The following is a 12,629-nucleotide window of genomic DNA, read 5'->3' on the forward strand; positions in this document are numbered from 1 at the left end:
ACTTAAGTACGTGAGCACCGGAAGCGCAGAAAATCGCTACTTGCAGGCCGGCATGGCCTGAATAGCAACAATCCTAGACGAACAGATCGACCTTCTGGAATGTCGTCACATCGATCAGGCCGACATCGGAGATCCTGAGCTCCGGAATGACGACCAGCGCCAGCAGCGAGTGCTGCATGTAGGCGTTGTTCAGCGAACAGCCCATCTTGCGCATCGCCTCGGTGAGCTTCTCGGCCTTGGCCGCGACGATTTCCGCCCGTTCGTCCGACATCAGGCCTGCGATCGGCATTTCGACCAGCGCCAGTTCCTTGCCCTTGGAGAACAGCACGACGCCGCCACCGACCGCGCCCAGACGGTTTACCGCCAGCGCCATGTCCTGCTTGTTGGTGCCGACGCAGATGATGTGGTGGGCGTCATGCGCTACGCTGGACGCCATGGCGCAGTCGCCCATATAGCCGAAGCCCGAAACGAAGGCGTTGGTGACGCCGCCCGTGCCCCTGTGACGCTCGACCAGCGCGATCTGGCAGATGTCGTTGCGGCGGTCCATTGCGACCAGCCCGTCCTCGACCGGCAGATCGGCCTCCAGCGCGCGCGTCGGCGCCTGGTTCTCGATGACGCCGATGACACGCACCCGAACCTCGTTGGCGCCCTTGGGGGCGGCGATATCGAAGTCGTCGCCCTTCAACTTCTTGCCGAGCTTGACGGTGTTCTTCGCCGTCCGGGGGTAATCATAGGCCGGAATGTCGATTTCGAGCTTGCCGCCCTTGGCCACCCTGACGCCGCGTGCATAGACCTCGTCGATGGTCATTGCGGCGAGGTCCGAGACGATCAGCAGGTCGGCCAGCCGGCCCGGCGCGATCGAGCCGATCTCGCGCTCCAGTTTGAAATGCTGGGCGGTGTTGAGCGTCGCCATCTGGATCGCCGTCACCGGCTTCAATCCCTGTTGGATGGCGTGGCGCACCACGCGGTCCATATGGCCCTCCTGGACCAGCGTGCCGGAATGGCTGTCGTCGGTGCACAGGATGAAGTTGCGCGGATCGATGCCGCTCTCCGTCACCGCCTTGATCTGCGAGGCGACGTCGTACCAGGCCGAGCCCAGCCGCAGCATCGCCTTCATGCCCTGGCGCACGCGGGCGATGGCGTCCTCGGCGCGCGTGCCCTCATGATCGTCCTCGGGGCCGCCGGCGACGTAGCCATGGAACGGCAGGCCGAGATCGCGCGAGGCATAATGCCCGCCGACCGTTTTGCCTGCATGAACCGTCGCCGCGATCTCGCCCGACATCACCGGATCATTGGCGACGACGCCGGGGAAATTCATCACTTCGCCCAGGCCGATAATGTTCTCCCAGGTCATCGCTTCCGCGACATCGGCGACCGTCAGCTCGGCGCCGGCATGTTCCAGCCCCGGCGCCGAAGGCACGCAGGACGGCATCTGCACATGCACGTTGATGGGCATGGCGACCGCTTCGTCATGCATCAGCCGCACGCCGGGCAGACCCAGAACATTGGCGATCTCGTGCGGGTCGATGAACATCGAGGTGGTGCCGTGCGGAATGACGGCCCGGCAGAACTCGGTCACCGTCACCATGCCGCTCTCGACATGCATATGCGCGTCGCAGAGGCCGGGCACCAGATAACGCCCGCCGGCATCGACCACCTTGGTGCCCTGGCCGATTGCATGGCTGGCATTGGGCCCGCAATAGGCAAAGCGCCCGCCGGCAATGGCGATGTCGGTGCCGGCGATGATCTCGCCCGAATGAACGTTCACCCAGCGGCCGTTGCGCACGACCAGGTCAGCGGGTTTGCGCCCCACGGCGACATCGACCAGATGTGTCGCCATCTCGGTCCACGGTCTGGGTTTTGCGGGCGTTGCTTTCGTCATTGGCGATTCCTCGGTTGCCGCCAGTCTCGCAAATGTCGGCGGGCGCCGCCAGAGCCGTCGGTCCGACATACCGCGTCAGGGCGAGCTTGTTGACTAATCCGGCTGGAAGGCGATGCTGACCGCGAACCGAACCATATGAGGGAAGACATGACCCGTTTTTGGAAAGCGTTCGCCATCGTTATCTTGTTCGCAGCGTCGACCACTTCTGCCGTGGCCGAGGAGCGTTGGCAGACCTTGCCGGAACCAGCGGCCATGCCCAAACCCGATCAGAGCGGATACGCGCCGGTGAACGGCATCCAGATGTACTACGCCGTTTTCGGCGCGGGCGATCCGGTGCTGCTCATCCATGGCGGCCTCGGCCACGGCGACATCTGGGCCAGCCAGGTGGCCACGCTTTCCAAGACGCACAAGGTAATCGTCGCCGACAGCCGTGGCCACGGCCGCTCCACCCGCACCGAGCAGCCCTATGGCTACGACTTGATGGCATCGGACTATCTGGCGCTGCTCGACCACCTGAAGATCGACAAGACCGCGCTTGTCGGCTGGAGCGATGGCGGCATCATCGGTATCGACATCGCACTGCATCATCCGGAGCGGCTGACAAGGCTGTTCGCGCAAGCCGCCAACGTAACCACCGACGGCCTTGATCCGGGCGTGATGACCAACAAGACCTTTGCCGCCTACATCGACCGCTCCGGCCGCGACTACAAGAAGATGTCGAAAACACCGGACCAGTATGACGCCTTCGTGGCGCAGATGAGCCACATGTGGGAGAGCGAGCCGGCGTGGAGCAAGGAACAGCTTGCCGAGATAACCACGCCGACGGCGATCGTTGCCGGCGACCACGATGAGGCGATCAAGCGCGAACACACCGACTATATCGCCTCCGCCATCCCAGGTGCGAAGCTGATCATCCTGCCCAACGCCAGTCATTTCGCCATGCTGCAAGCGCCGGATGAATATAGCCGGGCTGTGCTGGACTTCATCGATGCCAAATAGAGGATTCTGTACGGCGACAGGGGGATTGCGATTGCGGCGAATGCGGTTATCCTTCTGACGAGGATCTTTCTGAACCGTCATTTCGGGGAGTTCGATGCGTCGATTGATGGTCGCTAGTGCCGGTTTCCTTGCCGTTCTGGCCGTGCCGGCTTTTGCAGCCGACCCGGCGGTCGACGTGCCGATGACCGCGCCCGGATTCGACTGGACGGGCTATTACGCTGGTCTGCAGGCCGGCTATGGCTGGGGCCAATCCGATGTATCGGTGACAGAAGGTGCGCCGTTTTCCATCGCGCCCGACATTGACGGCGGTTTTGTCGGCGGCCACGTCGCCGGCCTGTGGCAATTCGACCAGGCGGTGCTCGGCGCCGAGGCGGACCTCAACTATTCCTCGGTCGGCGGCACGACGGTATCGGCGCTGGGAAGCACATTCGGCACCGACATCAAGTGGTTCGGGTCGGTCAACGCCAAGGCGGGTTACGCCATGGACCGCCTGCTGGTCTACGGCATTGGCGGCGTCGCCTTTGCCGGCATCGAAACATCGCAAGTCGCGGGTCCGGCGTTCGACAGCACGCGCACGAATGTCGGCTGGACTGTGGGTGCCGGCGTCGACTACGCGCTGACCGACAAGTTCGTCGTCGGCGCGCAGTATCGCTACTATGATTTCGGCTCCGAGCACTACGAGGTGGCAGAACCCTTTAACGATCGCGATCAGAACGTGAAGCTGAATACGGTCGGGATCAATTTGAGCTACAAGTTCTGACCAGGCCCACAATCGCGACGCTGCCGGCCCAGGCGACCACTTGAGGGGCTCTCTTCATGGAAGGGTGGCCGACGCTCCCAGTGGGCGGGGGGAATGGGTTGGGCCTGAGAGGCGCCGGCCTTGGCGGATCAAATCCACCACAAGGCATCCTACCACTACCCGCCGCGCCGATAATTCCGTGATCGCGCCAGTATCATCAAGCCGCCCGGTCTGTTTGCACGTTCGGCGAACGCTCAACAACACGACTTGACGGCCTGTGTCTGGCGTCTGAAAAGGGCTGGCCTGCGGACATGGCGGAATTGGTAGACGCAAGGGACTTAAAACACTTCTCTCGCGCATACCTGCGGCTCGTCAGTTCTGCTGTTCTTCGGCCGCTTCGTTTTCGATGGCCGCGCGCCGAACTACCTCGGGAGACACATGCATGATGGTAATATCGAAAGTCCGATACGCCTCATCTGGCGTGATGCCGCTTTCGATTTCCGCCTTCGTCATGCCGTCCTTCAGTTGCTCGTTGCGCAGTTTAGTCAAGATTGATCCAAGCCCATGGTGATGGCCGAAACTCGGCGCGATGTATTCGCCTGAGGGCGTCCAGCCGCCGAAGTGCATCGCAACATGCACATCATGGAGTTCCTCCGGATCAGACCTGCTAATCCTGACTAGCTCTTTGATGAGCTCGTCAATTGCAGCTTTGGTCATGTATGCGGTTACCCCCATGACATCCAATCGCAGCGCCAAGCTGTGCGGTCCGGCCGACATCTTTTTCGCTGGTTTTTTCGTTGGTCGCCTAGCCATGCTTAAATTGCCTCTGTTCCGTGATGCGTTCGATCCTTTGGGAAGCATGGTGCGGGCGGCGGGACTTGAACCCGCATGGCCGAAGCCTCCGGATTTTAAGTCCGGTGTGTATACCAATTTCACCACGCCCGCGTACGCCGCAGACTTAGGCGGCGCCGACTTATTTGGAAAGCGAAAAAGGCATTTCCCACATACGGTAACCCAGTGGGAATTGAGTGGGAAACTCCCACACTTCGAGGGACGATGTGGGAGGGCTAGACGCTCAGAACCCTTGGCCAGCAACAAACCAAGCAATCGCGCAAGGGACTTAAAATCCCTCGATCTCTGATCGTACGGGTTCGATTCCCGTCGTCCGCACCACCCTTCGAGCTTCGGGTGGCAGGCCACCTGAAGCTCGGCAGGTTCGAATTTCATCCGTTCAGGCGCACCAATTCACCGGCTACCGCTTTGTTGGCATCTCTACGCCTCGAACACTTTCTCAGTGAACCATTCCGCCAACCTGGCAAGCTCCGGCCCCAGCACGCGATCGGCGCCGACAGGCGGCACGATAGCTCTGATTTGATCGACGAAGGAACGCAGTGCCGGCGGCGGCGTCCGTTCGGTGACGTGCAGCGCCTGCGAGGCGATCATTGCCAGCATCGCCATGGCGGCATCGACGCAGCGGCCGGCGGTCGCTTCCTTGGTCCATGCGAAGAACGCCGTCGTGGCGACGTCGTCCTGCCCCGCGCCAGCCGATTCCGTGCCCGGAATGAAGGTACGTTGCGCCGCCAGCTTGGCCTGTTCGAGATAGCCGGTGATCGCCATCGGCACATAGCCGACATTGCCATGGCCATCGCTGTCGGCTGAGTGACGTCCGGTCATCAGCAGATCCGGCAGCAGCGACACCTTGCCGTTCAGAAGCTTCGAGGCGTGGCGGTCGCAGAGCAGGCAGATGTCGGCCCATATCGCCGCCAGATCGTCCAGCGCCGGCGTTGCCATCGCATTGTGATAGCCGCCGGTCGAGATGCAGCGGCCGAGCCGATGTGCATCGTCGGGCGGGATGTAGACGGGATTGTCCGATACCGAGGCCAGCGACACATTGGCCGCCCGCTCGGCCGTCGCCAGCGCACGATGCGCCTGGCCGAGGAGGCGCGGCACGATGCGGTAGCTGACCGGCGCCTGATAGTTGCGTCGCCCATCGCCGGCGCCAACCAGAAACTCCCGCAATCCCTGCAGGGCAGCCGTTTCATGCTCATCGCCCCAGAGCGTGTCGAGCGCCGCGTCATAGTGCTCGAGCGGCGCGCGAAACGCTTCGATCGACAGCGCGAACACTTTTTGCGCCATGCGGATGCGGCGGCGCCCCGCGAGCGCTGCGTCGGCCACCAAAGCGGCGGCGCAGGGCGAGCCGTTGATGAGCGAGCCGCGTTCCTTGACCTCGAGGTCGAAGCGCGTCGAAAGTTCTGCAAACAAGGGATAGAGCGCCAGGATCTCACCGGCGCCGCCCTGGCCGGAGGCCGGCACGACAGGCATCGGCCCACCGTCGAGCATCGCGGCCACGGCAAGCGCGATGCGCGGCGTGGTGGCGGCGTTGCCCTCGATGAAATTTGTCAGACGGGCAAGCACGATCGCCCTGACCACGCGATCCGGCAAGGGATCGCCGAACGAGGTGGCGGCGGCAAACGCCTTGATGCGCGCATGGCGATCACGCTCGTCAGGTTCGAGCTTTCGGCTTGCCAATTCCCCCATGGCGGTTGTGACGCCATAGATGACCGGTGGCGGATCGGATTCAATCAGCTTCAGAAACGAGGCGCGGCATTCGGCGATGCGCTGCAAGGCCTTCTCGCTGATCTCCACCGTGTCCTTCTTCCAGGCGACGCGGAAGACAGTGTCGAGGTTGATGTCGTCACGCGTCGACAGGCTAACTGGCATGCTTCACACCATCGGAAATAAGGGACCTAGTAGAGTGGTTCCTCGAACAGCGTCTTGTCGCCGTCGACCAGCGCCTTGATCTGCGCGGTGCCGTCGCCGGCAAGCGCAAGACGGATGCCGAATGGCCGCACCCGCATGTCGTTCTGGATCGCCATCCCCTCGCCTTCCGGCAGATAGAAGCGCTCGATGCCATAGTCCGGCGCGATGGTCGCCTCTTCGCCGCGAAGGTCCCAGCCTTCGGCGATGTGGCCTAGAATATCGGCCTCGTCGGCGGTTGCCATCGTTGGCGCCTGGCCGAACCAGGCGGCCGTCGGCTGCCAATAGCCGTCGGCGCCCTTCTTCAGGCGCACCACAATCGACGTATCGTCGCTTGAAAATTTGTCGGGCGGAATGTTGGCGATCATTTTCACCGGTATGCGTGAAATCTCGTAGCCCAGGATAATATAGTCGCCGCGCAGGAGGTCGCGCGGATCGACGGGTTCGATCTTCAGCAGCACTTCCTTGCCGTTGCGCAGGATCGCCGCCCGGCCGGCGATGATCCAGCTCAGGAAGCCTATCTGGACGAGCGCCAGCACCAGCGCCGAGATGACAAGCCTTTTCCCGGTGATCATGCCGTGGCTCCCTTGGCGTCTGGGCCCTTCATGCGTTTTTCCACGCGGATGATGACGATCGCGAGGATGCCGAGCAGCACCGCGGCGGCCAGGAAGAAACCGGCCGTATCGAGCATCGATTGCAGGGTCACGACATAGATGATGGCGAGTTCGAAGGCGAAGCCGAGATAGGCAAGCCAGCGTAGCCCACGGCTCTCCCGTCCTGCCAGCACAATCGCGGCGACAACACCGGCCAGCGCGATCGCCGAAGCGAGGGCAAAACCGCTGTTGTAGGTGCTCTCGTCGGCGAGTTCGAACTGGATCATTGCGAGGCCGGTGAGGAAGCCGAGCAGCGCGTGTAAGGGCAAGCGGCCGCCGAGTTGCACGACCAGGTCGACCGGGCCAGGCGCGAAGACCGAGGCCGCGAACAGCAGCGCCGAGGCGACGACCAGCGGGATCGCCACCTGCAGCGTGTCGTGGTTGGTGACCAGCAGCACAAGATAGAACAGCACCGACAGGATAATCAGGTGGCGCGCCGCCTGGCTGCGGGTCCAGAACGAGACGGCAAACAGCACGATCGCCATGACGACGAAGCCGTGCGGAAAATCGCTGCGGCTGTAATAGTCGAAGCCTTTGAGGAACAGCCAGGCATCGGCGATGCCGACCGAAGCCACCGTCAGCGGGTTCGATCGCAGCGCAACCGCCGCCAGCGCCGTGCCGGCTCCCCAGGTCACCAGAGCCGAGGCCTCGTCGCCCGAGAGATGATACATCTGGCCGATCAGCGCGATCGAGCCGCCGAAAGCCGCGGCCGCCACGATCCACAGCGCTTCCCCGATTGCCGCATGGTCGCGGGCCTTCAGCACCGCGCCGCCGACATAGCCGCCAAGGATGACGGCAAACAGCGCCGCCACGCGCGCCAGCCTCGGGATCGCGTCCCAATTGGCGGCGACGAAAATCAGGATGGCGGCGCCGAACAGCAAGGCGGCCATCATAGCCAGGATCGAGCCGAAGCTCAGCGACTTGCGCTCGTTGGCCTCGACATCGCGCGCCAGCGAATCGGCCGTCGCGGGGTCGATCATGCCGGCCTGCTGCCAGCGCGCGATATCCGCCCTGATCCGCGACGAATAGCTCGCCATGCTGCTTCTCCCCCCAGTTTGGTCTTTTTTGCAGCCGATCCGGTCAAGCCGTTGGCGCTAAGGCATTTTTCGATTCGGGTTTCTTTGTGTCAGGTCCGTGAACGCGCGTTAATGCTGCATTGCACAATTTGCATTGCTGCCATGCAGCCATAGCGCTTTTAAATCGATATGGGTCCGCCTATTTATAGTTCGTACACAAACGGAATGATCCGCAAGAAAGACGAAACGAGAACTACCATGAACCTGATCCGCAACTACCGCAACTGGCGCCGCTACAGGGACACCGTGTCCGAGCTGAGCCGCCTGAGCAACCGTGAACTGACCGACCTCGGCATCAGCCGCAGCGACATTCCTTACGTCGCTCGCAAGGCGGTCTAATTCTTCGGACCGCGAATGGTCCGAACCAGTTTTGAAAAAGAGAACGACAATGAACCTGATCCGCAACTATCGCAACTGGCGCGTTTATCGCGAGACGGTTACCGAGCTGGGTCGCCTTTCGAACCGCCAGCTGCATGATCTCGGTATCGTCCGCGACGAAATCAAGATCATCGCCCGCCAGGCGATCTAGACAGAATTTCGCCAGGGTCGACCTCCTCCCCGACCTTGACGAATACGGTCACCCCTTACCTCCTCCCAAGGGTTGACCACCAAAACGGCGCCCGCCGCACCTCCTCCCGCGGCGGGCGTTGTTTCCCGGAAATCGAATTTTGCCCCAAAGGTTTCGCTCCTTTTCAAACAGCGAAAGAGTTTTCGTCAAAGCCGACCTCCTCCCCGGCGATGACGAATCGGCCCGACCTTCACCTCCTCCCGAGGGTTGGCCACAAAAACGGCGCCCGCCGCACCTCCTCCCGCGGCGGGCGCTGTTTCCCAGGGGCAAGACGAATTTTGCTCCAGAGGTTTCGCCCCTTCTAAAAATGGCGAAAGGAATTTCGTCAAAGCCGACCTCCTCCCCGGCGATGACGAATATGGCCGGCCTTCACCTCCTCCCGAAGGTCGACCCCAAAAACGACACCCGCCGGACCTCCTCCCCCGGCGGGTGTTGTTGTTTTCAGGAGGCGCTCCCATCAGCAGCTGTTTGCCCCGCACCGCGCACGGCAATTGCAATCGCCGCACCAAGCGATTATTCCGGCGCTCATGAGCAAAAACCCAATCCACATCATCGGCGGCGGCCTCGCCGGTTCCGAAGCCGCCTGGCAGGCAGCGCAAGCCGGCGTGCCCGTCATCCTGCATGAAATGCGGCCCGTTCGTGGCACCGATGCGCACAAGACCGATAGCCTGGCCGAGCTCGTCTGTTCCAATTCCTTCCGCTCCGACGACGCCGACAACAACGCGGTCGGCCTGTTGCACGCCGAAATGCGGCTGGCCGGCTCGTTGATCATGAGCGCCGGCGACGCCAACCAGGTTCCGGCCGGCGGCGCGCTGGCCGTCGATCGCGACGGATTCGCCGATGCCGTGACGAAAAAACTCGAAGCACACCCGCTGATCACCATCCGGCGCGAGGAAGTGCCAGGTCTGCCGCCGACGGATTGGGACCAGGCGATCGTTGCCACGGGTCCGTTAACCGCCCCCGGGCTTGCCCAGTCGATCGCGGAAGCGACCGGCGCCGATGCGCTCGCCTTCTTCGACGCCATTGCGCCGATCATCCATTTCGACACGATCGACATGAATACCTGCTGGTTCCAGTCGCGCTACGACAAGGTCGGGCCAGGCGGCACCGGCAAGGACTACATCAATTGTCCGATGGACAAGGACCAGTACCTTGCCTTCGTGCAAGCGCTGGTCGACGGCCAGAAAACCGAATTCAAGCAATGGGAAGGCACGCCCTATTTCGACGGCTGCCTGCCGATCGAAGTCATGGCCGAGCGCGGTGTCGAGACGCTACGCTACGGGCCTATGAAGCCGATGGGGCTGACCAATGCCCACAATCCGACGGTAAAGGCCTATGCCGTCGTCCAGTTGCGGCAGGACAATGCGCTGGGCACGCTCTACAACATGGTCGGTTTCCAGACCAAGTTGAAGCATGCCGAGCAGGTGCGCATCTTCCGCACCATACCGGGTCTCGAAAACGCTGATTTCGCCCGTCTCGGCGGCCTGCACCGCAACACCTACATCAACTCGCCGACCTTGCTCGACGCTTCGCTGCAACTGAAGTCGCGGCCCGGCCTGCGTTTCGCCGGCCAGATCACCGGCTGCGAAGGCTATGTCGAAAGTGCGGCCATCGGCCTGCTCGCCGGCCGCTTCGCCGCAGCGGAGCGGCTCGGCCTTGCTCCGTCCCTGCCGCCGCTGACCACGGCCTTCGGCGCTCTGCTCAACCACATCACCGGCGGTCATATTGTCTCCGATGACGAGCCGGGAAAGCGCTCATTCCAGCCGATGAACGTCAATTTCGGCCTGTTCCCACCTGTCGAAGCTCCGAAGGCCGAGGGCAAACGCATGCGCGGCAAGGACAAGACCGTTGCCAAGCGGCACGCCATCACATCGCGTGCACGCGCCGATTGCCGGCACTGGCTGGGACTTCCGGCGCAACCGGAAACGGCCGAAGCGGCGGAATAAACAGCTTCGCGTTCTGATTGGACCCCATGATCCGGGACAAAGTCGAAGACGGCTCCTTCGGTTCGGCCAGTGAAGTCATCCGCGCCGCCCTGCCTTCCAGCGCGAGGAGGAAGAGCACGCTGAACGCATGGCGTCCATCAGGGCGCGGGTGAAGGCGTCGATCGAAGACAAAAGACCCGCTGTTCCGCTCGATGAGGCGATCGACCGGGTAAAGAGCCGGATTTCGCAACTGACGAGGGAGAGCGATGATCCAGCGTCCCGCCGTCGTTCTTAGCGAAAGCGCGATCTCCGATCTTGAAGCAATTGGCGCCTACATCCTTGAGAGCAGCGGCAGCGAAAACATCGCCAACGGTTTCGTGGATCGGATAGAAGAGCGCTGTCAGAGTATCGGCAATGCGCCTCGTGGCGGTCGCTCGCGCGACGATATCGTTCGGGGATTACGACCCGTCCCATTCCGAGCATTCCGCCGTCATCACCACCTGACCGAGAACGATGTCATCCGCATCGTCAACATCTTCTATGGCGGTCGCGACTATGAGACGCTGATGCGCGACGGCGGGTCGAACGAACCATCCTGAGGCGATATTATTCAGCCGGCTCGACACCAGCCATCGGCAATCCCGGCTTTCCCGCCTCACCCGGATTTCGCCTGACATAGGCCGCCTTCAAACTCTCCGAGGTTTCGCGCGAGCCGTCATGGCTCCAGCCGGGCGGCTTGATCAGATAGTTCAGGCGATCGCTGAGCGAAAGACCCGGCGCAAAGGCATCCCGGAACATGCCGATCCACTCGTGAAAAGCCACCTTCAGCGGATTGAAGGTGCCGAGATTCCTGACGATGCCGTAGCGCGGCCTGTCCTCCTCCAGTTCCCCGACGAACGTGCCGAACATCCGGTCCCAGATGATCAGCGTGCCGGCATAGTTGGCGTCGAGATAGCGCGGATTGGTGGCGTGGTGGACGCGGTGGTGTGAGGGCGTGTTGAAGACGAACTCGAACCAGCCCCACATCTTGCCGATGGTCTCGGTGTGGATCCAGAATTGCCAGACCAAATTGAAGCCGAAGGTGAAGGCAATCACCGCCGGGTGGAAGCCGAGCAGCATCAGCGGCGCCTGCAGCATGAACATGAAGGTGAACAGGCCCGTCCAGCTCTGCCGCAGCGCTGTCGACAGATTGTAGTGCTGGCTGGAATGGTGGTTGACGTGTTCGGCCCAAACCCAGCGCACCCGGTGCGCGATGCGGTGATAGAAATAGTAGCGCAGATCATCGAGCAGGAAGGCCACCAGAAAGATCCAGATCGACAGGCCGAGATTGAAGACGCGGAACTGCCAGAGCCACAGCAACGCCCAGTAGGACACGACGCCAAGCAGCAGCCCGGCAACGACATTGCCGGTACCCATCATCAGGCTGGTCAATGTGTCGCGCGTTTCGAACGAACCCTTGGCACGGCCGGTGCGCACCAACCAAAGCTCGATCAGGATCGCGACAACGAAGAACGGGATGGCCAGTTGAGTGACCTGCGGAAAATTGTAGTCGTCCATCATGCCGCCTCTCCGCCGAAACTCTGCGGCTCAAGCGCCTTCAGCAAGCCTTGCGCATCCGTTGCGCTGGCAAAGCGGAAGCGGCCGCCCTTCCAGGTGAAATCGGCGAGCCGCAGCGAGACCGTATTCCCGTCTCCAGCGTCCAAAATCGTGACATCTTGAGGCGTGACGATGCGGGTCAAGAAGCAGTCGCCTACGCTGTGAACGATCCCGAAGCGCCCTCGCCCGATATCCAGGAACGCGGTCCCGGCATCTGCTGTCAGGCGGACCGCCGCCACGATCTCGTCGGGAAAATCCTCGGCGAATCGGCTCACTGCCTGATCGGTGCCACTGAGCGTCGCCGTCTTGCTGCCGCCGGTGAAATGCACCGCCGCAACCGACAGTGCGATGCCGAAGGTAACGATCGCCACCAATATGGGTAAGCTCATTCATCTCCTCCGAGCCGGTCTGTTGTCTTCGGCAACAGTTTGGCG

Annotated in this window: 14 protein-coding genes and 1 tRNA gene; 7 read left to right on the forward strand and 8 right to left on the reverse strand. The window is 62.2% G+C overall.

All coding sequences use genetic code 11. From position 1 onward, the window contains the following. Nucleotides 1-73 precede the first annotated feature (73 nt). On the reverse strand, nt 74-1,882 hold the full coding sequence (gene ade, locus LB519_RS27015; protein WP_127369396.1) for an adenine deaminase: 1,809 nt from the start codon (nt 1,880-1,882) through the stop codon (nt 74-76). 147 nt (nt 1,883-2,029) lie between these two features. On the opposite strand from ade, the gene LB519_RS27020 reads away from it, so the two are divergent. Beyond that, on the forward strand, nt 2,030-2,881 hold the full coding sequence (locus LB519_RS27020; protein WP_224621593.1) for an alpha/beta fold hydrolase: 852 nt from the start codon (nt 2,030-2,032) through the stop codon (nt 2,879-2,881). Between the two features lie 94 nt (nt 2,882-2,975). After that, entirely contained in the window at nt 2,976-3,641 is a 666-nt protein-coding gene (locus LB519_RS27025; RefSeq protein ID WP_027160415.1) for an outer membrane protein, read from the forward strand. A 351-nt stretch (nt 3,642-3,992) separates the two neighbouring features. On the opposite strand, the gene LB519_RS27030 is transcribed toward LB519_RS27025, so the two are convergent. The 5 genes from LB519_RS27030 to LB519_RS27050 all read right to left on the reverse strand — a co-directional run bounded on the left by LB519_RS27030 (nt 3,993) and on the right by LB519_RS27050 (nt 8,067). Further along, nucleotides 3,993-4,337 (reverse strand): hypothetical protein, encoded by a 345-nt coding sequence (locus LB519_RS27030; RefSeq protein WP_164919925.1) that lies wholly within the window; start codon nt 4,335-4,337, stop codon nt 3,993-3,995. 143 nt (nt 4,338-4,480) lie between these two features. After that, nucleotides 4,481-4,565: transfer RNA gene (locus tag LB519_RS27035), tRNA-Leu, on the reverse strand. A gap of 327 nt (nt 4,566-4,892) precedes the next feature. Continuing rightward, complete coding sequence (locus LB519_RS27040; protein ID WP_224621594.1) at nt 4,893-6,341, reverse strand: aromatic amino acid lyase; 1,449 nt, start codon at nt 6,339-6,341, stop codon at nt 4,893-4,895. Nucleotides 6,342-6,367: 26 nt separating this feature from the next. Then, the gene (locus LB519_RS27045) at nt 6,368-6,952 is read right to left on the reverse strand and encodes a GDYXXLXY domain-containing protein (protein WP_224621595.1); all 585 of its coding nucleotides are present in this window, start codon (nt 6,950-6,952) and stop codon (nt 6,368-6,370) included. Next, a complete protein-coding gene (locus tag LB519_RS27050; RefSeq protein WP_224621596.1) occupies nt 6,949-8,067 on the reverse strand; it encodes a DUF2157 domain-containing protein in 1,119 nt (372 codons plus the stop codon). Before LB519_RS27050 ends, LB519_RS27045 begins: the two co-directional genes overlap by 4 nt. Nucleotides 8,068-8,304: 237 nt before the next feature. Here LB519_RS27050 and LB519_RS27055 point away from each other — a divergent pair, with 237 nt between their 5' ends. From LB519_RS27055 to LB519_RS27075, 5 genes are all read left to right on the forward strand, one after another. Continuing rightward, nucleotides 8,305-8,445: a DUF1127 domain-containing protein gene (locus tag LB519_RS27055; RefSeq protein ID WP_013531315.1), complete on the forward strand. Its 141-nt coding sequence runs from the start codon at nt 8,305-8,307 to the stop codon at nt 8,443-8,445. A gap of 49 nt (nt 8,446-8,494) precedes the next feature. Beyond that, on the forward strand, nt 8,495-8,635 hold the full coding sequence (locus LB519_RS27060) for a DUF1127 domain-containing protein (RefSeq protein WP_013531314.1): 141 nt from the start codon (nt 8,495-8,497) through the stop codon (nt 8,633-8,635). Nucleotides 8,636-9,201: 566 nt separating this feature from the next. After that, nucleotides 9,202-10,620, forward strand: coding sequence for a methylenetetrahydrofolate--tRNA-(uracil(54)-C(5))-methyltransferase (FADH(2)-oxidizing) TrmFO (gene trmFO, locus LB519_RS27065; RefSeq protein ID WP_224621597.1), 1,419 nt, complete (start codon nt 9,202-9,204; stop codon nt 10,618-10,620). Between the two features lie 26 nt (nt 10,621-10,646). After that, nucleotides 10,647-10,772: a type II toxin-antitoxin system ParD family antitoxin gene (locus tag LB519_RS31360; protein ID WP_224675324.1), complete on the forward strand. Its 126-nt coding sequence runs from the start codon at nt 10,647-10,649 to the stop codon at nt 10,770-10,772. A 93-nt stretch (nt 10,773-10,865) separates the two neighbouring features. Beyond that, nucleotides 10,866-11,198, forward strand: a complete 333-nt coding sequence (locus tag LB519_RS27075; RefSeq protein WP_127368530.1) for a type II toxin-antitoxin system RelE/ParE family toxin — start codon at nt 10,866-10,868, stop codon at nt 11,196-11,198. Between the two features lie 7 nt (nt 11,199-11,205). Here LB519_RS27075 and LB519_RS27080 read toward each other — a convergent pair whose 3' ends face one another. Next, nucleotides 11,206-12,159 carry a sterol desaturase family protein gene (locus LB519_RS27080; protein WP_224621598.1) on the reverse strand — a complete coding sequence of 318 codons (954 nt, stop codon included), beginning with the start codon at nt 12,157-12,159 and terminating at the stop codon, nt 11,206-11,208. Next, nucleotides 12,156-12,584, reverse strand: a complete 429-nt coding sequence (locus LB519_RS27085; protein ID WP_127368528.1) for a hypothetical protein — start codon at nt 12,582-12,584, stop codon at nt 12,156-12,158. Before LB519_RS27085 ends, LB519_RS27080 begins: the two co-directional genes overlap by 4 nt. Nucleotides 12,585-12,629: the final 45 nt, after the last annotated feature.

Origin of the sequence: Mesorhizobium sp. AD1-1 (genome assembly GCF_020164655.1) — a bacterium.
Lineage (GTDB): Bacteria > Pseudomonadota > Alphaproteobacteria > Rhizobiales > Rhizobiaceae > Mesorhizobium > Mesorhizobium ciceri.